The organism is Microbispora sp. H10670 (assembly GCF_014161385.1).
In the GTDB taxonomy this organism is placed as follows: domain Bacteria; phylum Actinomycetota; class Actinomycetes; order Streptosporangiales; family Streptosporangiaceae; genus Microbispora; species Microbispora triticiradicis.
In genome coordinates, this window is sequence record NZ_JABBWW010000041.1 from 12,383 (window position 1) to 36,717 (window position 24,335).

Here is a 24,335-nt window from a genome sequence, read left to right on the forward strand (position 1 = left end):
GACGAGCTATTCGGGGGGCGGTCCTTGATCTGCCCCCCGGTAGTCGACCATCCTCAGGGGCAGTCCATGACAGACAGAATGGGCTGCCCCTGTTCATGACCGGGAGACCTCATGGGTCGCTACGTGATCAGACGCCTACTGCAGGCGATCCCTGTACTGGTGGGGACCACGTTCCTGCTCTTCGCCACCGTCTACGCGCTGCCGGGTGATCCCATCGCGGCCCTGGGCGGGGACCGGCGTCTCGACCCCCAGCTTGTGGCGCGCATGCGTGAGCAGTTCCACCTGAACGATCCGCTGCTCGTCCAGTATTGGTACTACATCCGCGACATCGTGTCCGGTGATTTTGGCACCACCTTCCGCGGGGTGCCGGTGTCCTCGCTCTTCCAGGGCAAGTTCCAGGTGACCTTCCAGCTCTCGATCACCGCCCTCGTGTTCGAGGCGGTCATCGGCGTGGGGCTGGGCCTGTGGGCGGCGCTCCGCCGGGGCAGGTGGCAGGACCAGGCGGTGCTCGCCTTCACCCTGCTGCTGGTCTCGATCCCGACGCTGGTGAGCGGGTTCGTCCTGCAGCTCGTGCTCGGTGTGAAGCTGAAGCAGAACACCGGGATCGACTTCTTCCCCGTCGCCGGGATCCAGGACGGCATGCGGAGCTACATCGTGCCCGGCCTGGTGCTGGCCGGGCTCTCGATCGCCTATCTCACCCGGCTCACCCGGACGAGCCTCATGGAGACGCTCCGCGCCGACTACATCCGCACCGCCGTCGCCAAGGGCCTGCCACGACGACGGGTGCTCGGCCGGCACGCGCTGCGCAACTCGCTCATCCCGCTGATCACATATCTGGGCGCCGACCTGGGCACGCTGATGGGCGGGGCGATCATCACTGAAACGATCTTCAACCTGCCCGGCATCGGCCAGCAGCTCTTCCAGTCCGTCTACCTGCGTGAGAACGCGGTGGTGGTCGGTATCGTGACCGTACTGGTCCTGGTCTACGTCCTGGCCAACCTGATCGTCGACCTGCTGTACGCCGTCCTCGACCCCCGGATCCGCTATGAGTAACGCGACTGTGGCCGAATCGGCCAAGGACAAGGACGCCAAGCCGGAGAAGGCCCGCAGGCCGGCCAGTCTGTGGTCGGACGCCTGGCACGACCTCCGCCGGAACAAGGTCTTCATCCTGGGATCGATCCTCGTGTTGATCCTGATCCTGATGGCGGCCTTCCCGTCGCTGTTCTCGTCCGTCAACGCCTACGACCCCTCCACCTGCGACCTGAGCAACGCGCGGGAGGGCATCACCTCCAAGCACTGGTTCGGCACCGACAACCTCGGCTGCGACACCTACTCCAGGGTCATCTACGGCGCCCGCGTCTCGGTCATCGTCGGCATCGCCACCTCGCTGATCAGCGCCATCGTCGGCGGCGGGCTCGGCCTGCTGGCGGGTTACTACAGCCGCTGGGTCGACGTGCTGCTGTCGCGGATCGCCGAGATCTTCTTCGCGATCCCCTCGGTGCTCGGCGCGCTGCTGTTCCTGTCGGTGGCCGGCCGGGAGAACGCCGGAGCCTGGATCGTGGTCCTCTCGCTCGCCGTGCTGGCCTGGCCGCTGATCCTGCGGATCATGCGGGCCGCGGTCATCTCGGCCAAGAACCAGGACTACGTCACCGCGGCCCGGGCGCTGGGCGCCGGGCCCGGCCGGATCATGGTGCGGCACATCCTGCCCAACGCGATCGCCCCGGTGATCGTGACGGCGACCCTCAACCTGGGTGTCTTCATCGCCGCCGAGGCCGGCCTGTCCTTCCTGGGAGTGGGCGTCCAGCCGCCGGCGATCTCGTGGGGCCTGATGATCGGCGACGCCCGGCGCCGGTTCCTGGAGGCGCCGGAACCGCTCATCTTCCCCGCGCTCTTCCTGAGCATCACCGTGCTGGCGTTCGTCATGCTGGGCGACGCCGTCCGCGACGCGCTCGACCCGAAGCTTCGATAAGAGGGGCGGCCAAGTGAAGAACCCAGGCCAAGTGAAGAACCCGTCTGTCGACACGCATCTGCTCCCGGCGGAACGCGCGGGCGACGAACCCCTGCTCGCCGTGGACAACCTGCACGTCGAGTTCCAGACCCGCCAGGGCGTCGTACGGGCCGTGAACGGCGTCTCCTACTCGGTCAACGCCGGAGAGACGCTCGCGGTGCTCGGGGAGTCGGGCTCCGGCAAGTCGGTCACCGCGCAGGCGATCATGGGCATCCTCGACATGCCGCCGGCGCGCATCCCCAAGGGGGAGGTCCGGTTCCACGGCACCGACCTGCTCACGATGCGGGACGAGGACCGCAGCCAGATCCGCGGCCGCCGGATCGCGATGATCTTCCAGGACGCGCTGTCCGCGCTCAACCCGGTGTTCACCGTGGGCTGGCAGATCGGGGAGATGTTCCGCGTCCACCAGGGCATGTCCAAGCGGGACGCCCGCAGGAAGGCCGTGGAGCTCATGGACCGGGTCAGGATCCCGGGCGCCAAGTCCAGGGTCGACGACTTCCCGCACCAGTTCTCCGGCGGCATGCGGCAGCGCATCATGATCGCGATGGCGATCGCGCTGGACCCGGAGATCCTGATCGCGGACGAGCCCACCACCGCCCTGGACGTGACCGTGCAGGCGCAGATCATGGGACTGCTGGCGGAGTTGCAGCAGGAAAGCGACATGGGCCTGATCCTGATCACCCATGACCTCGGCGTCGTCGCCGACGTGGCCGACAAGATCGCGGTCATGTACGGCGGGCGCATCGTCGAGCACGCCTCGGTCTTCGACGGGTACCGCGCTCCCGCCCACCCCTACACCAAGGGCCTGCTGGAGTCGATCCCCCGGGTGGACCTCAAGGGCCAGGAGTTGTACGCGATCAAGGGCATGCCGCCGAACCTGCTCGACATGCCCACCGGCTGCGCCTTCCACCCGCGGTGCCCGTACCGCAAGGAGAACTGCGTGACCGACGTCCCACCGCTGTACACGGTCAGCGACACCCGCGGCAGCGCCTGCCACTACTGGAGGGAGGTTCTCGATGACGGCTCCCGCTGAGCCCATCCTCGAAGTCCGCGACCTGGTGAAGCACTTCCCGCTGAACTACGGCGTGGTCTTCAAGCGGCAGGTCGGCGCGATCAAGGCGGTGGACGGGGTCTCCTTCGACCTGCGCAAGGGCGAGACGCTCGGCGTCGTGGGCGAGTCGGGCTGCGGCAAGTCCACGCTGGCCAAGCTGCTGATGGCGCTGGAGCGGCCCACGTCGGGCTCGGTCCGGATCAACGGCAGGGACATCACCACCGCCAGGGGCGCCGAGCTCAAGCGGATGCGCCGCAACATCCAGATGGTGATGCAGGACCCGTACACCTCGCTGAACCCCCGGATGACGGTCGGCGACATCGTCGGCGAGCCGTTCGAGATCCACTCGGACGTCGCGCCGAAGGGCGGCCGGCGGCAGCGGGTGCAGGAGCTGCTGGAGGTCGTGGGCCTCAACCCCGACCACATCAACCGCTACCCGCACCAGTTCTCCGGCGGCCAGCGTCAGCGCATCGGCATCGCGCGTGGCCTCGCGCTCCAGCCGGAGATCATCATCTGCGACGAGCCGGTCTCCGCGCTCGACGTGTCGATCCAGGCGCAGGTGATGAACCTGCTGGAGCGGCTGCAGAACGAGTTCAACCTCGCCTACATCTTCATCGCGCACGACCTGTCGGTGGTCCGCCACATCTCCGACCGGATCGCGGTGATGTACCTCGGCAAGATCGTCGAGCTCGGGAACGACGCCGAGATCTACGACAGCCCGACCCATCCGTACACGCAGGCGCTGCTGTCTGCGGTGCCGGTGCCCGACCCGGAGGGCCGGGAGACCCGCCAGCGGATCATCCTGCAGGGCGACCCGCCCTCGCCGGCCAACCCGCCGTCGGGCTGCCACTTCCGCACCCGCTGCTGGAAGGCGCAGGACATCTGCGCCGAGCAGGAGCCCGCGCTGGAGGCCCGTCCGGGCAGCGCGCATCCCAGCGCCTGCCACTTCGCGGAGGCCCGCGACGTGGTCAACGCCGAGTAGGAGACCCGCCGCCGGGTCAGCGCCCGGGCGACAGCCGTACGTGTGCGCCCGGGGGCAGGCCCAGGCGGTCGGCGGCGTCCCCGGCGTTGATCGCCATGGCGACCAGGCCGGCGGAGTCGGCGAACGCCACGAGGTCGCCCGGCGGCACGGCGGTGAAGGTCTCCCGGTACGGCACCGCGACCTGGCGGCGCCCCAGCCACACGGCCAGGGTGTCGCCGAGCCGTACGCCGATCTCGGCCAGGTCGGTCGCGGTGATCGAGAACTGGACGTTGCCGTGCCGGTCCACCGACAGCACCTCGCCCTCCGCCGCGCCGTCCCGCAGGCGGCAGGTCGGGGCGGGCAGGGTCACCAGGCGGTCCACCGGCATCGGCGGTCCCACGTCGGCCACCGCCCGGCCGGCGCACAGGTGCGCGGCCACCGGGGCGAACAGGTCGCGTCCCTGGAAGGTCGGCGAGACGTTGGCCAGGAACAGCTCCCTGTTGGTGATCTCGTAGGCCGCGTCGGCGCCGCCGGCGGCCCGTACGGCCCACGACAGGACGCCGTTGTCCGGGCCGACGAACACCCGCCCGCCCGCCTCGACCGCGACCGGGCGGCGGTTGCCGCCGACGGAGGGATCGACGACGGCGAGGTGGACGCCGGCCGGCAGATAGGGCAGGGTCTGCGCCAGGATGGCCGCGCCGCGCCGCACGTCCCCGGCGGGAACGAGATGGCCCACGTCGATGATCCGAGCCTGCGGTGCGATGCCCGCGATCACGCCGTGGCACGCGGCGACGAACCCGTCCTCCAGCCCGTAGTCGGTAAGAAGCGTGATTACAGAGCTCACACCACGTGACACTACGTCGGCCTCTCTCCTCTGCACACCCCGGGTCGTCCAACGTCGTGCGTCCCTTTACCATGAGGGACGGGCTCGCGGCCGATCGAGGAGGAGCGGATGGACACCGAACCGACCGGCGGCGACGGGCTCGACCTCTCCGACCGCGACCGCGAGATGCTCGCGTTCGAGCGTCAGTGGTGGCGGTACGCGGGCGCCAAGGAGCAGGCGATCAGGGAGGCCTTCGGCGTCTCCGCCACCCGGTACTACCAGTTACTCGGGGAGCTGATCGACCGGCCGGAGGCGCTGGAGCACGACCCCATGCTGGTCAAGCGACTGCGCCGGATGAGGGCCGGCCGGCGGCGTGACCGCTCCGCCCGCAGGTTCGGCATGCACCCCTGAGACACCCGCTCACCGTCCCCGCACGGCGCGCCGAGGCGTCCCGACCACTTCTCCGGAACGAGGCCATGACACTGCCCGCGCACCCAGGACTCGACGCGATCGTCGCCGACCCGGCAGGCGCCGTGATCGGGCTCGACTACGACGGCACGCTCTCCCCGATCGTCCCCGACCCCGCCGCCGCCCGCGTGCACCCCGCGGTGCCGGGCGTGCTGGCCGCGCTCGCCCCGCTCGTACGCGCCGTGGTCGTCGTCACCGGCCGGCCGCCCCTGACGGCCATCGGCCTGGGGGAGGTGCCCGGCGGGCCGTCGCTCGGAGACGTGCCCGGCCTGGTGATCCTCGGTCACTACGGCCTCGAACGCTGGGAGGACGGCCGCGTGACCGCCCCGCCGCCGCCGCCGGGGCTCGACCTCGTACGGACCCGGCTGCCCGATCTCGTGGCCGGGCTGCCGGGCGCGTGGATCGAGGACAAGGGCCACGCCGTCGCCGTGCACACCCGGCGCTGCGCCGACCCCGCCGCGGCCCTGGAGGAGTTGCGCGGACCGGTCGCGGCGCTGGCCGCGGAGGCCGGGCTCGCGGTCGAGCCGGGCCGCATGGTGCTGGAACTGCGGCCCGGCGGCATGGACAAGGGCCGGGCGCTGTCGGCCTTCCTCGCCGAGCGCGACGCGCGCTCGGTCATGTTCGCCGGAGACGACCTCGGCGACCTCGCGGCCTTCGCCGCGGTCGAGGAGGCCGGCCTGCCCGGCGTACGGGTGTGCAGCGGGTCCGCCGAGGTGACCGCGCTGGCGGAACGCGCCGACCTGGTGGTGGACGGCCCCGACGGCGTGGTGGCCCTCCTCGGCGACCTGGTGGAATCGCTTGGCAAGCGGTCTGCAAGCGGGCAGGTCTAACGTTCCGGACATGAACCGGAAGACCATCCCGGCCGGGTTCGCCGTGCTGACCGCCGCCCTCGCGGCCGCCACCCTGGTGGCTCCCGCGGCGGCGTCCGCGAGCGACCTCGGCGGCACCAGGCAGGTCCACCTGCGCAAGGGCCTCACGCTCACCATCCCCGCCTCGTGGCGGGTCGACGCCGTCCGCACGGACTGGACCCGCGTCATCACCGGCTCGTGCCCCACGCGCGGCACCGCGGACTACGGCTTCCGCGACTCGGGGTGCCACAGCTTCTGGGTCCTGGGTCCCAAGGCCATCAAGATCGGCCATGAGCTGTTCAACGCGTACACGCCGGACGGGCCGTTCTATCCGGCCACCGACGTCGGGCCCTGCCCGGTGCGGAAGAACCTCTACATCGGCCAGACCAAGCTCGTCGCGAAGGGGCTGCGCCAGGTCGGGCCGGGGCACAAGGCCTACTACCGCGACTGGGCGGGGCCGTGCGTGACGATGACGAAGTTCAAGGTCAAGGCCCACTTCCACCAGCGGGAGTGGTTCCTGCCCACGTCGAAGATCCTGATCGTCGACCAGTGGAACACCCTCGGCCTGGACGAGATCCTCAGGAAGGCCACCTGGCACTGATCTCTTGCCGGCATCGCCCCGCAAGTCGTCTCCAAGTGGCCGGGCCTACCGTAGGAGACATGATCGGAAAGACCATTGCGACCGCGGCGGCCGGGCTGGCCGTGCTGACGGCCACCCTGGCGGCTCCTTCCGCGGCGTCCGCGAGCGGCACCGAGCAGGTCCACCTGCGCAAGGGCCTGACCCTCACCATCCCCTCGTCGTGGAAGGCGGTCCAGGCCGGCACGGACTGGACCCGCGTCGTCACCGGCTCGTGCCCCAGCCTCGGCACCATGGACTTCGGTTTCCGTGACGCGGGGTGCCACGGCTTCTGGGTGCTGGGCCCGAAGGCCCTCAAGATCGGCAATCACACGTTCCAGTCCTACAACCCCAGGTACGGGTTCGATCCCGCGACCGACGTCTCGGTCTGCCCGAGGACCGTCCGCCTGTACAAGGGCACCATGAAGCTCGCCGGCAAGGGGCTGCGGAAGGTCGGGGCGGGGCACCGGGCGGACTACCACGCGTGGGCGGGGACCTGCGTCGACAAGAAGTTCAGGGTGAGGATGCGCTACAGCCAGCGCGAGTGGTACCTGCCCACGTCGAAGATCCTGATCGTCGACCAGTGGAACACCCCGGGCCTGGACGGGATCCTCAAGCAGGCCACCTGGAACTGAGCACCGCCGCCGCCGTCACCGGTGCGTCTCAGCGCAGCGCGGCGATCTGGTCGTCGAACCAGCGCCGCGGCGGCAGCGCGGTGGCCGCCTCCCGCAGTCGCAGGCCGCGATCGAGGCGCTCCTCCTCCGGCAGCGTCAGCGCCTCGTGCAGCGCCGCCGCCGTGGCGGTGACGTCGAACGGGTTGACCAGCAGGGAGTCGGCGCCCAGCTCGGCCGCCGCGCCCGCCTCGCGGGACAGCACGAGCGCGCACCGGGGCGACAGGATCGGGCCCTCCTTGGCCACCAGGTTCATGCCGTCCCTGACGGGGTTGACGAGCAGCACGTCGGCCAGCCGGTACGCCGCGAGCGAGCGCGGGTAGTCGTCGTTGACGTTGAGGATCAGCGGGTCCCAGTCCTCGGTGGCGTACTCGTCCTCGATCTCCTTGGCGCACCGCTGCACGGCCGCCGTGTACTCGCGGTACTCCGGCAGGTCGTGCCGGGAGGGGTAGGCGAACGCCAGATGGACCACCCGTCCGTGCCACTCGGGATGGCCCTCCAGGAACTCCTGGTAGGCCCGCAGGCCGCGGACGATGTTCTTGGACAGCTCCGTGCGGTCGATCCGCACGATCAGCCTGCGGTCGCCGACGTGGTCCCTGATCGCCGCCATGTGCGACTCGACGTCCGGTTCGGCCGCCCGCGCCCGCAGCGCGTCGCCGTCCACCCCGAGCGGGTGCACGCCGATCCGGGTGGTCCTGCCGCCCCAGGTCACCGTACGGGCCGCGTGGTCCACCCGCGCCCCGAGCAGGGCGGCGCAGCAGTCCATGAAGGCGCGCGCCCAGCGGGCGGTGAGGAAGCCGGCGTGGTCGGCGCCGAGGATGCCCGACAGCACCTCCGCCGCGACGTCCTCGGGCAGCAGCGCGAAGTACTCCGGCGGGGCCCAGGGCGTGTGTGAGAAGTGGCCGATGCGCAGGTCGGGCCGTTCGACCCGGAGCATCGCTGGGGTGAGCGTCAGGTGGTAGTCCTGCACCATCACGCGGGCCCGGTGCGTGGCCTCCTCCGCCAGCGCGAGCGCGAACGCGCCGTTGTAGGTGCGGTACGACTCCCATTCACGCGCGAACCGGGTGCCGAACTCGGGGGAGAAGGGCGTGTTGTAGAGCAGGTGGTTGACGAACCACAGGGTCGAGTTCGCCACCGCGTTGTAGGCCCGGTGGAAGACCGCGGGCGGGATGTCCAGCATGCGGATGGGCCCCGTCTCGAACGCCCGGTCGAGCCGGCCCCCCGGCGCCTGCCGCACCGCCCCGCGGTCGCCGTCCGACAGCGCCGCGCAGACCCACAGCACGTCGGTGTCCCTGACCACGTCCGACAGCCCGGACACGAGCCCGCCGCCGCCCCTGCGCATGGTCAGGCCGCCGTCCTCCGACAGGGTGAAGGACACCGGGCCCCGGTTGGACGCGATCAGGATGGAGCTGCTCATTGGGGTTTCCCCTCGATCAGAGCGGGCGCGCATGCCGGAAGATTAATAAAAGCGGACCTCCATCAATAGGATGTCAACCGATCGCGGGAGGGCTGGAACGGGATGGCACTGGACGACGTCACCGAGGAGCTGGCCGGATCGGCCGCCCGGGGAGATCACCGCGCCCTCGGTGAGCTGCTGCGGCGCATCGAGCCCGACGTGCTGCGGCACTGCGAGCGGCTACTACCGTACCGGCAGGACGCGGAGGAGGCGGCGCAGGACACGCTGCTCGCCGTGGCCCGCAACATCGCCCGGTTCGAGGGCCGGGCCAAGTTCAGCACCTGGCTGCACATCGTGACCGTGAACTGCGCCAGGACGACCTACCGGTCGCTCAAGCGGCGCTCGTCCGAGCAGGCGGAGGAGCTGCCCGAGCAGCGGCCGGACCCGCGGCGGGTGAGCGTCATCGCGGGGTCGCGGCTCGACCTGCTCGACGCGATGGAGGCGCTGGAGGCCGAGCGGCCCGACCTCGCCCAGGCGCTCGTGCTGCGCGACATCTGCCAGCTCGACTACTCCCAGGTCGCCGACCAGCTCGGCATTCCCCTCGGCACCGTCAAGTCCCGGATACACCAGGCGCGCAAGTACGTGCAGAGCGCGCTCGGCGAGGCCTACGGCTGATACAAACCATCTCGCCATCTGAGACGGCGGAACGGACACAGGGGACGCCGGGGTACAGTGCTGGAGGACCTTTTTCGAAGGTTCTACAACTGAAGATGCTCATCCAGAGGGGTGGAGGGACCGGCCCTGCGAAGCCCCGGCAACCTCCCCGGTGTCGAACTCGTGCCCACGAGGCCCGGCCGGGACAGGTGCCAATTCCGGCTCGCGGCCAGGGCGGTCGCGAGCGAAGATGAGGGAAAGGCCTCGCTTCATGGCGCACATCAGCACCGCGACCCCCACCACCGCCACCGACTTCGGCCCTGCCACCGGTCTGTCCTGCCGCGAGTGCGGCGCCCACTACGACCTCGGCCCGATCTTCGCCTGTACGGAGTGTTTCGGCCCCCTTGAGGTGGCGTACGACTTCGGAGAGGTCCGCCGGGAGGACATCGCGGCGGGCCCGGCGAACATCTGGCGGTACCGCTCCCTGCTTCCCGTCCCCGCCGGGGTGGCGGACAAGCCCAACCTGCAGCCCGGCTGGACCAAGCTCGTGCGGGCCGACCGTCTGGCGGCCGAGCTGGGGCTGCGGTCGCTGCACGTCAAGGACGACTCCGGCAACCCGACCCACTCCTTCAAGGACCGGGTCGTCGCGATCGCGGTCGAGGCCGCGCGCGCCTTCGGCTTCCACACCCTGTCGTGCTCGTCCACCGGCAACCTCGCGGGCGCGGTGGGCGCGGCCGCCGCCCGGGCCGGGCTGGACTCCTGCGTGTTCATCCCCGCCGACCTGGAGCCGGCCAAGGTCACCATGGCCGCGGTGTACGGCGGCCGCCTGGTCGCCATCGACGGCACCTACGACGAGGTGAACCGCTTCTGCTCCGAGCTCATCGGTGACGAGCTGGGCGAGAAGTGGGGATTCGTCAACGTCAACCTCCGGCCCTACTACGCCGAGGGTTCCAAGACGCTGGCGTACGAGATCGCCGAGCAGCTCGGCTGGCGGCTGCCCGAGCAGATCGTCGTCCCGGTGGCCTCCGGCTCGCAGCTCACGAAGATCGACAAGGGCTTCCGCGAGCTGATCAAGCTCGGCCTGGTCGAGGAGCGGCCGTACCGGATCTTCGGCGCGCAGGCCGAGGGCTGCTCGCCGGTCTCCCGCGCGTTCAAGGCCGGGCAGGACGTCGTGCAGCCGGTCAAGCCGGACACCATCGCCAAGTCGCTGGCCATCGGCAACCCGGCGGACGGGCCGTACGTGCTCGACATCGCCCGCCGTACGGGCGGCGCGGTGGAGGACGTGAACGACGGCGAGGTGGTCGAGGCGATCCGCCTGCTGGCCCGGACCGAGGGCATCTTCGCCGAGACCGCGGGCGGCGTCACGGTCGGCGTGCTGCGCAAGCTCGTGCGCGAGGGCCGCCTCGACCCCGAGGCCGAAACCGTGGTGCTGAACACCGGCGACGGTCTCAAGACACTTGACGCGGTGGCCGAGCAGGCCCGTCCGTCCGCGGTCATCCGTCCCTCCCTCGACGCCTTCCGTGCGGCATTCGCCAACTGAAAGCGTTATCACAGGCCCATCGGCAGCAACGAAAGCGAGTGAACAATGAGCGTTTCCGTGCGGATTCCGACGATTCTGCGGACGTACACCAACGGCGTCGCGGAGGTAAGCGGGGAGGGGGGAACGCTCCGCGAGGTCCTGCAGAAGCTGGATGCGGACTATCCGGGCATCGGAGGTCGAATCCTGGATGAGACGGGCAAGATCCGGCGTTTTGTCAACGTCTATGTCGGAGAAGAGGACGTCCGTTTCGCCGATGGGCTGGACACCGCCACGCCGGACGGGGTACAGATTTCGGTCATCCCCGCCGTCGCCGGGGGCTGAGCCGCGACACCGCCGCCGGGCACCTGACATGCACTTCTCTCGCCGGGGAAGTGAGATGTCGCCACAGCGAATGGTGAAGCTCTCAACCTTTCGGTAGAAAAGTGAATAATCGTCTGTACCGCTTTGAGCGAACGCGCCGTAGTAGTTTGCGGATTGACTCTGTTGTTCTACGCCTTGACACGGGTATGGTCGAAGACGATCGACAAAACCGGGGGCTTCTTGGGTGTGGTCCCCAGCCCAGCAAGAGGAGTCGGAAGTGGCGCAGGGCACCGTCAAATGGTTTAACGCGGACAAGGGCTACGGCTTCATCGCGGTAGACGGTGGGAAGGACGTGTTCGTCCATTACTCGGCAATCATGATGGACGGCTACAAGGCCCTCGAGCAGGGTCAGCGGGTTGAGTTCGACATCACGCAGGGGCAGAAGGGCCCGCAGGCGGAGGCCGTACGGGCCGTCTGATCCCGTCAAGCGACCATTGGAGGCCCGGTCCGCGTTCCGCGGGCCGGGCCTTCGGCTCGTCCGGGCTCGTCCGGGTGTTCGGGAACCTCGTCCAAGCTGGTCAGAGTGGCTTCCGCTTGCACTCTCGGGGGTAGAGTGCTAAATACTTGTTTGGCACTCTGAGGTCGAGAGTGACAACAACCGGGATCGGGGCGATGGGGCTCGCGCAGGGATAGCGGGTCCACGCCGTCGCGGGCGTCGGCTCGGTCCGTTGAAGACACCCTGCTACTGGGAGGTCTAGCCTAATGGCAGCCAAGATGATCGCGTTTGACGAGGACGCCCGGCGCGGTCTCGAGCGCGGTATGAACCAGCTCGCCGACGCCGTGAAGGTGACCCTCGGCCCCAAGGGCCGCAACGTCGTGCTGGAGAAGAAGTGGGGCGCCCCCACGATCACCAACGACGGTGTCTCCATCGCCAAGGAGATCGAGCTCGAGGACCCGTGGGAGAAGATCGGCGCCGAGCTGGTCAAGGAAGTCGCGAAGAAGACCGACGACGTCGCCGGTGACGGCACGACGACGGCCACCGTGCTCGCCCAGGCGCTGGTCCGCGAGGGTCTGCGCAACGTCGCCGCCGGCGCCAACCCGATGTCGCTGAAGAAGGGCATCGAGGCCGCCGTCGAGCGCGTCAGCGAGGAGCTGTCGAAGCTCGCCAAGGACGTGGAGACCAAGGAGCAGATCGCCTCCACGGCCTCCATCTCCGCCGCCGACCCGGAGATCGGCGCGCTCATCGCCGAGGCGATGGACAAGGTGGGCAAGGAAGGCGTCATCACCGTCGAGGAGAGCAACACCTTCGGTCTGGAGCTGGAGCTCACCGAGGGCATGCGCTTCGACAAGGGCTACGTGTCCGGCTACTTCGTGACCGACCCCGAGCGCATGGAGGCGGTCTTCGAGGACGCCTACATCCTCATCGCCAACCAGAAGATCTCGGCGAACAAGGACCTGCTCCCGCTGCTCGACAAGGTCGTGCAGTCCGGCAAGCCGCTGGTCCTCCTCGCCGAGGACGTCGAGGGCGAGGCCCTGGCGACCCTGGTGGTCAACAAGATCCGTGGCCTGTTCAAGTCCGTGGCCGTCAAGGCCCCCGGCTTCGGCGACCGCCGCAAGGCCATGCTGCAGGACATCGCGATCCTGACCGGCGGCCAGGTCATCTCCGAGGAGGTCGGTCTCAAGCTGGAGAACGCCACCCTCGACCTGCTCGGCCGCGCCCGCAAGATCGTCGTCACCAAGGACGAGACCACGATCGTCGACGGCGCCGGTGACGCCGAGCAGATCTCCGGCCGCGTGAACGAGATCCGCGCCGAGATCGACCGCACCGACTCCGACTACGACCGCGAGAAGCTCCAGGAGCGTCTCGCCAAGCTGGCCGGCGGCGTCGCCGTCATCAAGGCCGGCGCGGCGACCGAGGTCGAGCTCAAGGAGCGCAAGCACCGCATCGAGGACGCCGTCCGCAACGCCAAGGCCGCGGTCGAGGAGGGCATCGTCCCCGGCGGTGGCGTGGCCCTGCTGCAGGCTGGCGCCAACGCGTTCGACAAGCTGGAGGTCAACGGCGACGAGGCGACCGGCGCGGCGATCGTCCGCAAGGCGCTCGAGGAGCCGCTGAAGCAGATCGCCGTCAACGCCGGCCTCGAGGGCGGCGTCGTGGTGGAGAAGGTCCGCAACCTGCCCGCGGGCGAGGGCCTCAACGCCGCGTCCGGCGAGTACGTCAACATGTTCGAGTCGGGCATCATCGACCCGGCCAAGGTCACCCGCTCGGCGCTGCAGAACGCGGCGTCCATCGCGGCCCTGTTCCTCACGACCGAGGCCGTCATCGCCGAGAAGCCCGAGAAGGAGAAGGCCCCCGCCATGCCCGGCGGCGGCGACATGGACTTCTGAGTCCTGTTCTCCCGCTTCACCAGGAAGGGCGGTTCCCCCTCGGGGGAGCCGCCCTTTCCCTTGCGCCCGCTCTCCCCACGTGCATGGACGCCGGGCGGTCAGCCCTGCCGCCACTGTTTCAGGACCTGCCGGAAGGCCTCGCTCACGAGGGCGAGAAGTTCGGCGGAGGACCCGAAGCGGGCGCCCGCCGGGGTCGTCGCCCCGAGAATCTCGGCTCCGCGCTGTGACGCGGCCGCCAGGGCCTCGTTCATCCGCAGAGAGGCGAGGATGGACCGCACCCAGATCTCGTCGTCGATGACATAGCGTTCACGCCGCGCGCCGGGAACCCGCTCCCGCCTGAGCATTCCCTGCTGTTCGAGGAAGGCGACGGCGTGCGAGACGGACGCCGGGCTGACGCGAAGCCGCTCAACCAGGTCGGCGGCGGTGAGAGCGCCGGAATCGGTGACGTACAGGCAGGTCAGCACCCTGGCCTCCATCCGGGGCAGCCCCTGCTCCACGAGGAGGGCCGTGAAGGACTCCGTGAAGTCCCGCACCGCCTGGGGATCACGCCCATGGCCGCCGTCGGGGACCGGTGGCGTCGGAGGCTGTGCCTGCCTGTGGCGGCGCGCACGGTGCCGCGTGGCCTCGTGCGCCCGGTCCGCCCCGTAATCGTCCGGTCCGCCGTTCCGGGTGACCTCCCGCATGATGGTCGAGGCGGGGCGTCCCAGCCGCCGGCCGATCTCCGCGTATCCGAGTCCCTCGGCCAGCCCCGCGGCGATGTGCTGACGGTCCTCGTTGGTGAGTCTGCCTCCGGGCACGGCAATCGTCTCCTGTCTGCCGGCATGCGCGGCTCCGCGCCCGCACACCCGCCGCACAGTATGCATTCACTCTGAGCCCATTGCAAAGCATGGCTGCCCACCTATTGCATTCAGTGCCACAGTCATTGCAATTAAGGGCAGTGAGACCCCGTCCGTCTGGGCTTTCTGTCGGAAAGTACGTTGACTACTTTGTGAACGCAATGTAGCTTTGCGAGCGTTCAAGGATTCGCAAACAACGCTGGATAGGGCGGTTCATGATGGGAAACGGCAACGGCGGCTTCTCCGCGGCGGGGCTGCGCAGACTGCGCGAGGTGCTGGCACGGCACGTCGACTCGGGGCGGATTCCCGGGCTCGTCGCCCTGGTCGGCCGGGGCGAGGAGACGCACGTCGAGGCGATCGGGACGATGTGCCACGACGGCGGTGCGCCGATGCGCCGCGACACGATCTTCCGGATGGCCTCGACGTCCAAGCCGGTCTCCGTCGCGGCGGCGATGGTCCTGCTCGACGAGTGCCGGCTGCGGCTGGACGACCTGGTGGAGCAGTGGCTGCCGGAACTGGCCGACCGGCGGGTGCTGAAGCGGATCGACGGCCCGCTGGACGACACCGTGCCGGCGCGGCGGCCGATCACCGTACGCGACCTGCTCACCTCCACGTTCGGGCTCGGCATGGACATGACGTCGCTCGGCACCCCGATCATGGGCGCGGTCTTCGAGCAGGGGCTCACGCCCGACCTGCCGGTGCCGATGCCCGAGCCGGACGAGTGGATCCGCCGTCTCGGCACGCTTCCGCTGATGCACCAGCCCGGAGAGCGCTGGCAGTACCACATCGGCAGCGATCTACTCGGCGTGCTCGTCGCCAGGGTCACGGGCCGGTCGTTCGAGACGTTCCTGCGGGAACGCGTCTTCGACCCGCTGGGGATGAAGGACACCGGTTTCCACGTGCCCGCCGACAAGATCGACCGGCTGCCGACCCTCTACGCCCCCGACCCCGGGACCGGAGAGTTCACCGTGTGGGACGAGGCCGAGGGGGGCCGGTGGAGCAGGCCTCCGGCGTTCCAGGGCGGTGGCGGGGGTCTGGTCTCCACCGTCGACGACTACCACGCCTATTTCCGGATGCTGCTGAACCACGGGAGGCACGGGAGCGAGCGGATCCTGTCCCGGCCCGCGGTCGAGCTGATGACCACCAACCGCCTCACTCCCGAGCAGAACGCCGCCCGCACCGCCATGGCCGCCGACAACGTCCATGTGTCCTTCGGCCAGGGGCAGCACGGCGGCTGGGGCATGGGGATGGCGGTGCGCACCTACCGCGGCGACTACGCGTCCGTCGGCCAGTTCGGCTGGGACGGCGGAAGCGGCACCTCGACCTACGCCGACCCGGACAAGCAGCTCACCGGAATCCTGCTCACCCAGGTCGGGATGTCGACCCCGGACTCGGCGCGGCTCATCCACGACTTCTGGACCACGCTCTACCAGGCGATCGACGACTGATCTCGACGGCTCAGGTGAGGCGCCTGACCCAGCGGGCGCAGTCGGTCTGCATCGTGTATCCCGCCGCCGTCCAGGCGTGGTGCGCCAGGGCGTTGTCGTTGAGGACCATCGCGTCGACCCGGAACGCGCCGTACTTCCGGAACCGCTCCTCGGCGGCCCGGATCAGCTGCGATCCGATGCCCTTGCGCCGCTCGGAGGGGTCGACGGCGAGCCGGTAGAGGCTCGCCCGCCAGCCGTCCCAGCCCGCGATGAGCGTGCCGACCACGCGGCCGCCGATCTCGGCGATCAGCAGCGCCTCGGGATCACGCTCGACCAGCGCCGCGACCTTGGCGGCGTCGTCGTGCCGGTCGGTGTTCTCCGCGGCCTCCAGCCAGAACCGCAGCACGGCGTCGATGTCGCCGGGACCGCCGTACCGCAGGGTGACCTCGCTCATGCCGGCTCCTCACTCATGTCAGCTCCGGGGGCAGATCGTGGGCGTGCAGGATGGTCAGGGACGTCACGGCCCGGGTGAGGACGACGTAGAGGCGGGCGAGCCCCCGGTCCTCGGCGGCCACGATGCCGGCGGGCTCGGTCACGATCACGTGGTCGTACTCCAGGCCCTTGGCGAGCGTGGCCGGCACCAGCAGCACCCGGTCGTCGCCCGTCGCGTCGGGGCCGAGCACCGTGTGCGGCACGCGGGCAGTGTCCAGGGCGGCCGAGAGAGCCGGTACGGCCGCGTCCGCCGCGATCACGCCGATCGAGCCCTCGCGGTCCAGCGTCTCCCGCACGGTCTCCGGAAGGGACGCGGCGACGTCGGGCACGTGCCGTACGGACAGCGACCCGGCGCCGGGACGCAGGGAGCGGGGCGGGGCGAGATCGGGCGCGACGGAGGGCAGCAGTCGCGCGGCGAAGTCGAGGATCTCGCGGGGCACGCGGAAGCCCAGCGTGAGCTCGGTGACCTCCCCCGAGGGCTGGCCGAGGTGGTCGAGCACGGTCTTCCACGACCGCGCCGACCAGGGCGTGGTGCCCTGCGCGAGGTCGCCGAGCACGGTCGCCGAACCGGTGCGGCAGCGCCGCCCGAGCGCGCGCAACTGCATGGCCGACAGGTCCTGCGCCTCGTCCACCACGAGGTGGCCCTGGGAGGGGGTGCGCTCGATGAGGTCGCCGAGTTCGTCCAGGAGGGCGGCGTCGGCGGCCGTCCACTTCGCCGACCGGTGCGACTTGTACGGCTTGCGCCACAGCAGCAGTTCCCGCTCCTCCGCGGAGAGGTCCGACCGGGCGGCCTTCGCGAGGAACTCGGCGTCCGACAGCAGCCGGTGCAGCACCTGCTGAGGGGTCAGCCTGGGCCACACGGCGTCGAGGACGGCCCTGACCGGCTTCGAGCGGGCCACCGCGTCCTGCGTACGGTCGTCGGGAGACTCGCCGCGGCGCTCCATCTGGATGAGCACGGCGTGCGCGAGCCGCTGGGCCAGCATCGCGCGGCCCGGGCCGTATCTCGTCGTGCCGCGCAGCGAGGCGACGATCTCCCGGACCTCGTGGTCGGGCACGCGGTAGCGGTTCACGCCCTTGGTGACGAGCACACCCTCGACCGGCTTGACGACGTGCAACCACAGGGCGCGGCGCAGGACCTCCGCCATCCGGGCGTCGCCCTTCACGGCCGCCACCGCCGCGTCCTCGGGATGCGCGTGCTCTCCGAGGACGCCCGCCACGGTCGTCTGGTCGACCTTCACCTCGCCGAGAGCCGGGAGGACCGAGGAGATGTACGCCAGGAAGGCGCGGTTGGGGCCGACGATCGTCACACCCGACCTCGCCAGCTTCTCGCGGTGCGTGAACAGCAGGTAGGCCGCGCGGTGCAGGCCGACGGCGGTCTTGCCGGTGCCGGGGGCGCCCTGCACGCAGACGGTCACGCCGAGGTCCGCGCGGACGATCTCGTCCTGGTCGGGCTGGATGGTGGCGACGATGTCCCGCATGGGGCCGGTGCGGGGCCGCTCGATCTCCTCGGTGAGGAGCCTGCTCTGCCCGAGCGCCCGGCCGTCCAGCGGTTCGTCCTCGTACGCCGTGAGGTCGCCGCCCTGGTAGCCGAACCGGCGGCGCAACGCGACGCCCATCGGTTCGGACGGGCTCGCCTGGTAGAAGGCGCGGGAGATCGGCGCGCGCCAGTCGATGACGAGGGGCCGGCTGCTGTCGTCGTGGACGTGCCGGCGGCCGACGTGGATGGTGTCCGGCAGGTCGTCGCCGGCCGACCGGTCGAGGCGGCCGAAGAACAGAGGTGTGTCGGGGTGGTCCGCCAGGGCGGCCACGCGCTGGTCGAGCAGGCCCTGGAGCACCTGCTGCGACACCCAGTCGCCGGCGGCGTCCGCGGACAGCGACTGCGCGTGTTCACGCATCGCCCGCAACGCGGCGCGGGAGGCCGCGAGATGGGCGCGCTCGGCTTCGAGCACATTCTCAGGCATGCGAAAACTCCTCCGTACACGACGAGGGCAGGACCGAGGACAGGACTGAAGACGGGCAGCGGACAGGACGGAGGCGGGAAGGACGAGAGGCGGAAGGACAAGAGCTTAGCGACGGGCGCCCTCATGCCGAAACGGTATTTCTCTAGCGTGTCGCCGTCGGCCTGCCTGGGTATCTCTACGCGGGTGACGCGCACCTCGGTTCCTCCCGCGATCCTGGCGGCGGTGAGCCTGTTGCTCGCCACGCTGTGGGGCTTCGCGGTCTTCGGCGGCTGGAGCCGGCCGGCCTTCTGCGCCGGTCTGGAGCTATCGCCGGACTGCGCGGATCGGCTGGCGCCGGTGGCCTCGCTGTCCGAACTGGTCGCGCTCGTCGCGGCGGGGACGATGGGATTCGCCTGGTTCGCCCGTCGCGAGTCCCTGTACGGCGTGGCCGTGGCGGCGTGGATCGCGGCGCTGGCGGTCCTGCTCTTCGGCGGCCTGGCCGTTCGCTGAGCCGCCGCACGCGGGACGCCGGGGGCCAGGGGCTTCCGGATTCACGGCGTTCCGGGTTGTCCGTTGCCCGGACCGCCGGAGGCTCCGAGGCGCTGTGCCCCGGGCGCGTGCCTGGTGCGTCGACGCGCCAGGGCACCCTGTTGCCGAGGGTGCCGGGCGCGGTGCTGCTCAAACGCGGTGCTGCTCAATCGCAGTGCTGATCAGGCGCGGTGCTGTCGGGGTGCTTTATTGCTGTATGTCGCGTTTATTTAGCGCGTTCTGTAGCGACTTGCTCACACACCGAAGAATTGGTAACACTTCCCGCTTTTTACCGACAAACCAGGGACAAGGTGAAAAATGCGCATATTGCGTGATTCGCCGTACTGAGTGGGTATTGCCGCCATCACGGCACCGTGATGTCGGTACAGGCGCGAGGGGGTGATGTGGTGACACGGCCCGCAGGCATTTCCTGGATCTGACAGGCGTCCGTCGATCTTCACCGTGGACGTGCTCCCGGGGAAGCGTGCCCCGGGACACGGCGTCCACCGGTCACCTCGCCGGGTCCTCCTGGCCCACGTCGTCGGCGTCGATGATGTGATAGGCGTACCCCTGCTCGGCCAGGAAGCGCTGCCGGTGCGCGGCGAACTCCTGGTCGACGGTGTCCCGGCTGACGACGGAGTAGAACAGCGCGCCCCCGCCGTCCGCCTTGGGACGCAGCACCCGGCCGAGCCGCTGGGCCTCCTCCTGGCGTGAGCCGAACGTGCCGGAGACCTGGATCGCCACGGCCGCCTCGGGCAGGTCGATGGAGAAGTTGGCGACCTTGGAGACCACCAGCACCTGGATCTCCTTGTCGCGGAACGCCTGGAACAGCCGCTCGCGCTCCTTGACCTTGGTCTCTCCCTTGATGACCGGCGCCTCCAGGTGCTCGCCCAGCTCGTCGAGCTGGTCGATGTACTGCCCGATGACCAGCACCTGCTCGCCCTCGTGCCGTCGGACCAGCGCCTCGGTGACCCGGATCTTGGCGGGGGTGGTGGAGCAGAACCGGTAGCGCTCGTCGCTCTCGGCCATCGCGTAGGCCAGCCGCTCGTCGTCGCGGAGCGTCACCCGGACCTCGACACACTCGGCCGGGGCGATGTAGCCCTGGTTCTCCATCTCCTTCCAGGGCGCGTCGTACCGCTTGGGCCCGATGAGCGAGAAGACGTCGCCCTCCCGGCCGTCCTCGCGCACCAGCGTGGCGGTCAGCCCGAGACGGCGGCGCGCCTGCAGGTCGGCGGTCATCCGGAAGATCGGCGCGGGCAGGAGGTGGACCTCGTCGTACACGACGAGCCCCCAGTCGCGGGCGTCGAACAGTTCCAGATGCCGGTACGTGCCCTGCCTCCGGGTGGTCATGACCTGGTAGGTGGCGATGGTGACCGGGCGGATCTCCTTCTTGGTGCCGGTGTACTCCCCGATCTCGTCCTCGGTCAGCGAGGTGCGCCGCAGCAGCTCCTGCTTCCACTGGTGGGCCGAGACCGTGTTGGTGACCAGGATCAGCGTGGTCGCCCGCGCGTGTGCCATCGCCGCCGCGCCCACGATCGTCTTGCCCGCGCCGCAGGGCAGCACGACGACGCCGGAACCGCCGTGCCAGAAGGCGTCCGCCGCCTCCTTCTGGTACGGCCGGAGCTCCCAGCCGTCCTCGCGCAGGTCGATCGGGTGAGCCTCGCCGTCGACGTATCCGGCCAGGTCCTCGGCCGGCCAGCCGAGCTTGAGCAGCGTCTGCTTGATGTTGCCGCGCTCGGAGGGATGCACGGCCACCGAGTCGGCGCCGAGGCGCTCCCCGACCAGCGGCTGGATCTTCTTGGCGCGCAGCACCTCCTCCAGCACCGCGCGGTCGCTGGTGGTGAGCACCAGGCCGTGCACCGGGTGCTTCTCCAGCCGCAGGCGGCCGTACCGCGCCATGGTCTCCGCGACGTCCACGAGCAGCGCGTGCGGCACGGGGTAGCGGCTGAACCCGATGAGGGCGTCGACGACCTGCTCGGCGTCGTGCCCGGCGGCGCGGGCGTTCCACAGAGCGAGCGGGGTGACCCGGTAGGTGTGGACGTGCTCGGGCGCGCGTTCGAGCTCGGCGAACGGGGCGATGGCCTTGCGGCACTCGCCGGCCCTCGGGTGATCCACCTCCAGCAGCAGCGTCTTGTCCGACTGAACGATCAGCGGCCCGTCACTCAATGCCTGCTCCCTTGTACGGCTGTCCCTTATCCAACAAGAGACCAGGCTCGATGAGTCCCGTTTCACCGAGGCCGGTCGCCCGCCGTGTTGTGAGACGCCCCTCAGTCGACTCCGGCGGCGCGCTCTCCGGGCGTCTGGGACCGCTCGGCGTCGTAGCCCGCGACACCGGTGATGCGGCTGAGGACGAAGCGGTGGACCGTCGCCCGGGTCTCGTCGTACGCCGTGAGGTAGCCGCCCTCCATGCGGGCCGGTTCGAGGATACGGCTGGTGGCGTGCCCCTGCGAGTCGGTGTAGCCGATCCACACCCGCGACCCCTGCCGGATGGCCTCCTCCAGCGCGCTGATCGTGGCGGTGCTGGGGGAGCGGGGCACCTGCCCCTCGGGCGTCTCGGCGGGCCGGCGGCGGGACCGGTGCGCCGCGTCCCCCGCCCGCATCGCCCGTACGGCCGCCGCGGCCGCGTCGGGGTTCGGGCCGGGGTTCGCCGACACGCGGGCGGCGGGCGGGCCCTCGGTCCGCCGGGCGTCGGCCCGCGCGACGACGACGTCGCCCTCCAGCGACTCGGCGACCGGCGCGTATCCCATCGCCCGCAGCGAGTCGACCAGCGCCGCCCGGGACGTCTTCGACGCGAGCACGGTGGGCGCGAGCCGCCGCAGCCGCAGCAGATGGGCCCGCTTGTCGGCGAGCACCTCGTCGAGAAGGGCCGGGTCGTCGCAGCGGACGTAGGACGACGCCACGCCGACCCGGATGCGGCCGTGGCGGCGGGCGACGTCGGTCACCAGGTACGCCAGCGGCTGGGGGACCGGCGTGGCCGAGTGGCGCTCCAGCATCGCGAGCAGGTCGCCGGCGGAGTGCCCGGCGTCGAGCGCCCGGCGGACCGACTGCTCGGAGAAGCGGTAGACGGTCGCGCCGCCCTTGCTCTCGACGTCGGCCGTGAGCGCGAGCCGCCGGCCGAGGTCGGTGGTCAGCGGTCCGGGCGCCACGGCCGTCAGGTCGGCCTGCAGCAGCACGTGGTCGACCGCCTGCGGCAGCAGCGGCGCGAGCAGGTCCGCCGCCCGGCCGTCGCCGCGGGCCGCCGAGCGGCCGTGCGCGGCCGGCACGCCGAGGCCCGTCACGCCGATGTGCTCGGCCTCGCGCAGGGCGAACCGGACGAGCGGGTCGCGCAGCGCGGACCGGCGCCGGGGCTGCTCCCAGGTGAGCCGGGCGAGCACCGACTCGGGCGTCGGTGCGAGGCCGGGCGGCGCCGCCTCCAGCACGGAGAGCGTGCGCGCCCGCGTCTGGGCCGCGCCGGACCGGCGCAGGTCGGGGTGGAGCGCGTTCAGCGGGCGGTCCCGGTCGTCGCGTTCGCCGATCAGGCCCGGCGCGCGGTCCATCGCGGCCCAGGCGGCGGCGAGCACGGCCCACCGGTCCTCGGTCGCCTTGATCCGCCAGCCGTCGTAACCGCCGGTCGGCAGCCACTCACCCTCGCCCGCCGCGATCAGCCCGGCCGCGTGCGCCACCTCCGCGACCAGCCCGGCCGCCCATTCCGGCAGATCGAGGAGCTGGGCCGCGCGCCGCAGGTCCCGTACGGACAGGCCGCCGGCGCGCAGCACGCCGGGCGGGTCGACGCTCCACAGCTCGCACAGCTCCTCCACCATGCGGACGAACATGAACGCCTGCCCGGCGGCCGTCCGGTCGGCCAGCTCCTGGTCGCGTACGGGTCCGTCCAGGGCGGGCGGCCTGGGGGACAGGTCGCGGTGCACCCGGCCGCCGCGCAGGACCAGGGCGACCTCACGGGGCAGCGCGACCGTCTCCTCCCCGGTCGCCCCCAGCAGCCCGCGGGCCAGCAGCTGCTCGATGGGCGACTGCGCGGTCGCGGTGTCCACCTCACGGCGGGCGCTCGGCAGCCGTCCGCTCGGCGGGCCCCAGACGAGCTCGTCCAGCGCCGCCCTCGCCTGCGGCGACACCTCCTCCAGGAGGCGCGCGACGGTCGCGGGGTCGGACAGCAGCGCCGTGAGCCGTTCCCTGGCCGGCCTTCCCGCGTCCGCCTGCCCGCCGCCCTCGTACGCGGGGTCGATGTCGTGCAGGAGGACGTCGAGCCGTTCGGGCGGATGGTGGCGGAAGACCTCGGCGGCCGGCGGGCCGAGCGCGGCCGGGGGCTCCAGGGCCGCGGGCACTCCGGGCGCGGGCAGCAGGGCGTCCGGCGGCCCGTAGACCAGGCCGCGGGTGACCAGCGTGTCGAGCGCCGCGTCGAGAGCGGCCGCGACGTCCTCCTCGCCGGACGCGCCGGATGGGCCCGACGTGCCGGACGCGCCGGGCGGGTCGGGCACCGCGCGCACGATCATGGAGAGCAGGGCCGGGCGGGAGGAGGGGCCGTCACCCAGCGCCAGCGTCTCCAGCACGGCGAGCTGGAAGCGGTCGAGCCGGTCCAGCGCCCGGCCGAGGGCCGAGGGACTGCAGGCGCGGGCGGCGAGGCCGTCGAGGTGGGCGGGGACGGGCGTGACGAGTTCGGGCCGTGCCGTCACGAGCGCTCGCAGGTGCTCGTCGGAACGGCCGCGCAGCCACTCGCTGAAGTCCGTGCCCGTCATCGTCTCCATGGTAGGGCGACGCCTCCTGGGGATCACGGGACCGCCCGCGTGACAGGGGTTGACGGAAGATCGACGGGAATCCGGAGACGCGACGCTTCAGTGGCCCCTTAGTGGGTCCACGGGGCCTGTCTGTGGGCATAACCTACATCCATCACCTTCACGACAGTCTGAACGAGGTCACCCCTGTGCCGAGTGGCAAGGTCAAGTGGTACGACGCCGACAAGGGTTTCGGCTTCCTCACCCGCGACGACGGCGGTGAGGTCTTCGTCCATTCCTCCGCGCTGCCCAAGGGCGTGGAGGCCCTCAAGCCCGGGCAGAAGGTCGAGTTCGGGGTGGCCGAGAGCCGCCGCGGACAGCAGGCGCTCTCGGTGCGGGTGATCGACCAGCCTCCGACGCTGGCCAAGACCGTGAAGCCCAAGGCGAAGCGGAAGAAGCCAGACGAGATGGTCGTCATCGTCGAGGACCTGATCAAGTTGCTCGACGACATCTCGAACTCCTACCAGCGGGGCAAGCATCCCGACGTGTCGCACGCCAAGAAGGTCGCGACCGTGCTGCGCGCGGTCGCCGACGACCTCGACGCGTAGCGTCCGGCGCTCCGGCGGCCGGGCGCTCCGGCGTCCGGTTGCCCCGGCGTCCGGGTGCGGCGAGGACCTGGGAGGGG

At 70.7% G+C, this 24,335-nt stretch carries 23 protein-coding genes and 1 riboswitch; of the genes, 16 read left to right on the forward strand and 7 right to left on the reverse strand.

Annotated elements, in window-relative coordinates; genetic code table 11:
• The first annotated feature begins 111 nt into the window (after positions 1–111).
• Genes HHX33_RS32660 through HHX33_RS32675 form a run of 4 tightly spaced genes read left to right on the forward strand, consistent with a single transcriptional unit; the run spans position 112 to position 4,041 of the window.
• Positions 112–1,053 (forward strand): ABC transporter permease, encoded by a 942-nt coding sequence (locus HHX33_RS32660; RefSeq protein WP_117409999.1) that lies wholly within the window; start codon positions 112–114, stop codon positions 1,051–1,053.
• A complete protein-coding gene (locus HHX33_RS32665; RefSeq protein ID WP_117410000.1) occupies positions 1,046–1,969 on the forward strand; it encodes an ABC transporter permease in 924 nt (307 codons plus the stop codon). The genes HHX33_RS32660 and HHX33_RS32665 overlap by 8 nt, the downstream gene beginning before the upstream one ends.
• Positions 1,970–2,000: 31 nt before the next feature.
• Positions 2,001–3,041: an ABC transporter ATP-binding protein gene (locus HHX33_RS32670; protein WP_310740468.1), complete on the forward strand. Its 1,041-nt coding sequence runs from the start codon at positions 2,001–2,003 to the stop codon at positions 3,039–3,041.
• On the forward strand, positions 3,025–4,041 hold the full coding sequence (locus HHX33_RS32675; RefSeq protein WP_117410002.1) for an ABC transporter ATP-binding protein: 1,017 nt from the start codon (positions 3,025–3,027) through the stop codon (positions 4,039–4,041). The genes HHX33_RS32670 and HHX33_RS32675 overlap by 17 nt, the downstream gene beginning before the upstream one ends.
• 16 nt (positions 4,042–4,057) lie before the next feature.
• Here HHX33_RS32675 and HHX33_RS32680 read toward each other — a convergent pair whose 3' ends face one another.
• Entirely contained in the window at positions 4,058–4,864 is an 807-nt protein-coding gene (locus HHX33_RS32680) for an SAM hydrolase/SAM-dependent halogenase family protein (RefSeq protein ID WP_182877947.1), read from the reverse strand.
• A 108-nt stretch (positions 4,865–4,972) separates the two neighbouring features.
• Here HHX33_RS32680 and HHX33_RS32685 point away from each other — a divergent pair, with 108 nt between their 5' ends.
• From HHX33_RS32685 to HHX33_RS32700, 4 genes are all read left to right on the forward strand, one after another.
• On the forward strand, positions 4,973–5,254 hold the full coding sequence (locus HHX33_RS32685) for a DUF3263 domain-containing protein (protein WP_117410004.1): 282 nt from the start codon (positions 4,973–4,975) through the stop codon (positions 5,252–5,254).
• Positions 5,255–5,319: 65 nt separating this feature from the next.
• Positions 5,320–6,141: a trehalose-phosphatase gene (gene otsB / locus HHX33_RS32690; protein WP_182877948.1), complete on the forward strand. Its 822-nt coding sequence runs from the start codon at positions 5,320–5,322 to the stop codon at positions 6,139–6,141.
• Between the two features lie 10 nt (positions 6,142–6,151).
• On the forward strand, positions 6,152–6,760 hold the full coding sequence (locus tag HHX33_RS32695) for a hypothetical protein (protein ID WP_182877949.1): 609 nt from the start codon (positions 6,152–6,154) through the stop codon (positions 6,758–6,760).
• A 59-nt stretch (positions 6,761–6,819) separates the two neighbouring features.
• The gene (locus tag HHX33_RS32700; RefSeq protein WP_182877950.1) at positions 6,820–7,410 is read left to right on the forward strand and encodes a hypothetical protein; all 591 of its coding nucleotides are present in this window, start codon (positions 6,820–6,822) and stop codon (positions 7,408–7,410) included.
• A gap of 28 nt (positions 7,411–7,438) precedes the next feature.
• On the opposite strand, the gene HHX33_RS32705 is transcribed toward HHX33_RS32700, so the two are convergent.
• Positions 7,439–8,863 carry an alpha,alpha-trehalose-phosphate synthase (UDP-forming) gene (locus HHX33_RS32705; RefSeq protein ID WP_182877951.1) on the reverse strand — a complete coding sequence of 475 codons (1,425 nt, stop codon included), beginning with the start codon at positions 8,861–8,863 and terminating at the stop codon, positions 7,439–7,441.
• Positions 8,864–8,965: 102 nt separating this feature from the next.
• On the opposite strand from HHX33_RS32705, the gene HHX33_RS32710 reads away from it, so the two are divergent.
• From HHX33_RS32710 to groL, 5 genes are all read left to right on the forward strand, one after another.
• On the forward strand, positions 8,966–9,517 hold the full coding sequence (locus tag HHX33_RS32710; protein ID WP_117410009.1) for an RNA polymerase sigma factor: 552 nt from the start codon (positions 8,966–8,968) through the stop codon (positions 9,515–9,517).
• Between the two features lie 96 nt (positions 9,518–9,613).
• Positions 9,614–9,753: riboswitch (SAM riboswitch) on the forward strand.
• Between the two features lie 14 nt (positions 9,754–9,767).
• Positions 9,768–11,036: a threonine synthase gene (thrC, locus tag HHX33_RS32715; protein ID WP_182877952.1), complete on the forward strand. Its 1,269-nt coding sequence runs from the start codon at positions 9,768–9,770 to the stop codon at positions 11,034–11,036.
• A gap of 45 nt (positions 11,037–11,081) precedes the next feature.
• Positions 11,082–11,357: a MoaD/ThiS family protein gene (locus tag HHX33_RS32720; RefSeq protein WP_138461929.1), complete on the forward strand. Its 276-nt coding sequence runs from the start codon at positions 11,082–11,084 to the stop codon at positions 11,355–11,357.
• A 256-nt stretch (positions 11,358–11,613) separates the two neighbouring features.
• Positions 11,614–11,814 carry a cold-shock protein gene (locus HHX33_RS32725; protein ID WP_030509192.1) on the forward strand — a complete coding sequence of 67 codons (201 nt, stop codon included), beginning with the start codon at positions 11,614–11,616 and terminating at the stop codon, positions 11,812–11,814.
• 284 nt (positions 11,815–12,098) lie between these two features.
• Entirely contained in the window at positions 12,099–13,721 is a 1,623-nt protein-coding gene (gene groL, locus HHX33_RS32730; RefSeq protein WP_117410012.1) for a chaperonin GroEL, read from the forward strand.
• A gap of 98 nt (positions 13,722–13,819) precedes the next feature.
• On the opposite strand, the gene HHX33_RS32735 is transcribed toward groL, so the two are convergent.
• Positions 13,820–14,518 (reverse strand): GbsR/MarR family transcriptional regulator, encoded by a 699-nt coding sequence (locus tag HHX33_RS32735; protein WP_182877953.1) that lies wholly within the window; start codon positions 14,516–14,518, stop codon positions 13,820–13,822.
• A gap of 257 nt (positions 14,519–14,775) precedes the next feature.
• Here HHX33_RS32735 and HHX33_RS32740 point away from each other — a divergent pair, with 257 nt between their 5' ends.
• Complete coding sequence (locus HHX33_RS32740) at positions 14,776–16,005, forward strand: serine hydrolase domain-containing protein (RefSeq protein WP_182877969.1); 1,230 nt, start codon at positions 14,776–14,778, stop codon at positions 16,003–16,005.
• A gap of 10 nt (positions 16,006–16,015) precedes the next feature.
• Here HHX33_RS32740 and HHX33_RS32745 read toward each other — a convergent pair whose 3' ends face one another.
• Both HHX33_RS32745 and HHX33_RS32750 read right to left on the reverse strand, forming a co-directional pair.
• Positions 16,016–16,438 carry a GNAT family N-acetyltransferase gene (locus HHX33_RS32745; RefSeq protein WP_182877954.1) on the reverse strand — a complete coding sequence of 141 codons (423 nt, stop codon included), beginning with the start codon at positions 16,436–16,438 and terminating at the stop codon, positions 16,016–16,018.
• 13 nt (positions 16,439–16,451) lie between these two features.
• Positions 16,452–18,437, reverse strand: a complete 1,986-nt coding sequence (locus HHX33_RS32750) for a HelD family protein (protein ID WP_182877955.1) — start codon at positions 18,435–18,437, stop codon at positions 16,452–16,454.
• 183 nt (positions 18,438–18,620) lie between these two features.
• Here HHX33_RS32750 and HHX33_RS32755 point away from each other — a divergent pair, with 183 nt between their 5' ends.
• Entirely contained in the window at positions 18,621–18,926 is a 306-nt protein-coding gene (locus HHX33_RS32755; RefSeq protein ID WP_182877956.1) for a hypothetical protein, read from the forward strand.
• A gap of 528 nt (positions 18,927–19,454) precedes the next feature.
• Here HHX33_RS32755 and HHX33_RS32760 read toward each other — a convergent pair.
• Both HHX33_RS32760 and HHX33_RS32765 read right to left on the reverse strand, forming a co-directional pair.
• A complete protein-coding gene (locus tag HHX33_RS32760) occupies positions 19,455–21,110 on the reverse strand; it encodes a DNA repair helicase XPB (protein ID WP_182877957.1) in 1,656 nt (551 codons plus the stop codon).
• A 101-nt stretch (positions 21,111–21,211) separates the two neighbouring features.
• Positions 21,212–23,674 (reverse strand): helicase-associated domain-containing protein, encoded by a 2,463-nt coding sequence (locus HHX33_RS32765; RefSeq protein ID WP_182877958.1) that lies wholly within the window; start codon positions 23,672–23,674, stop codon positions 21,212–21,214.
• Between the two features lie 185 nt (positions 23,675–23,859).
• On the opposite strand from HHX33_RS32765, the gene HHX33_RS32770 reads away from it, so the two are divergent.
• Positions 23,860–24,258 (forward strand): cold-shock protein, encoded by a 399-nt coding sequence (locus HHX33_RS32770; RefSeq protein WP_117410018.1) that lies wholly within the window; start codon positions 23,860–23,862, stop codon positions 24,256–24,258.
• Positions 24,259–24,335 lie beyond the last annotated feature (77 nt).

Bases quoted from the DNA above. Each gene is read 5' to 3' on its own strand.
- HHX33_RS32660 (WP_117409999.1), top strand. From the start codon at position 112: ATGGGTCGCTACGTGATCAGACGCCTACTGCAGGCGATCCCTGTACTG.
- HHX33_RS32665 (WP_117410000.1), top strand. From the start codon at position 1,046: ATGAGTAACGCGACTGTGGCCGAATCGGCCAAGGACAAGGACGCCAAG.
- HHX33_RS32675 (WP_117410002.1), top strand. From the start codon at position 3,025: ATGACGGCTCCCGCTGAGCCCATCCTCGAAGTCCGCGACCTGGTGAAG.
- HHX33_RS32685 (WP_117410004.1), top strand. From the start codon at position 4,973: ATGGACACCGAACCGACCGGCGGCGACGGGCTCGACCTCTCCGACCGC.
- otsB (WP_182877948.1), top strand. From the start codon at position 5,320: ATGACACTGCCCGCGCACCCAGGACTCGACGCGATCGTCGCCGACCCG.
- HHX33_RS32695 (WP_182877949.1), top strand. From the start codon at position 6,152: ATGAACCGGAAGACCATCCCGGCCGGGTTCGCCGTGCTGACCGCCGCC.
- HHX33_RS32700 (WP_182877950.1), top strand. From the start codon at position 6,820: ATGATCGGAAAGACCATTGCGACCGCGGCGGCCGGGCTGGCCGTGCTG.
- HHX33_RS32705 (WP_182877951.1), bottom strand. From the start codon at position 8,863: ATGAGCAGCTCCATCCTGATCGCGTCCAACCGGGGCCCGGTGTCCTTC.
- HHX33_RS32710 (WP_117410009.1), top strand. From the start codon at position 8,966: ATGGCACTGGACGACGTCACCGAGGAGCTGGCCGGATCGGCCGCCCGG.
- thrC (WP_182877952.1), top strand. From the start codon at position 9,768: ATGGCGCACATCAGCACCGCGACCCCCACCACCGCCACCGACTTCGGC.
- HHX33_RS32720 (WP_138461929.1), top strand. From the start codon at position 11,082: ATGAGCGTTTCCGTGCGGATTCCGACGATTCTGCGGACGTACACCAAC.
- groL (WP_117410012.1), top strand. From the start codon at position 12,099: ATGGCAGCCAAGATGATCGCGTTTGACGAGGACGCCCGGCGCGGTCTC.
- HHX33_RS32740 (WP_182877969.1), top strand. From the start codon at position 14,776: ATGGGAAACGGCAACGGCGGCTTCTCCGCGGCGGGGCTGCGCAGACTG.
- HHX33_RS32745 (WP_182877954.1), bottom strand. From the start codon at position 16,438: ATGAGCGAGGTCACCCTGCGGTACGGCGGTCCCGGCGACATCGACGCC.
- HHX33_RS32750 (WP_182877955.1), bottom strand. From the start codon at position 18,437: ATGCCTGAGAATGTGCTCGAAGCCGAGCGCGCCCATCTCGCGGCCTCC.
- HHX33_RS32765 (WP_182877958.1), bottom strand. From the start codon at position 23,674: ATGACGGGCACGGACTTCAGCGAGTGGCTGCGCGGCCGTTCCGACGAG.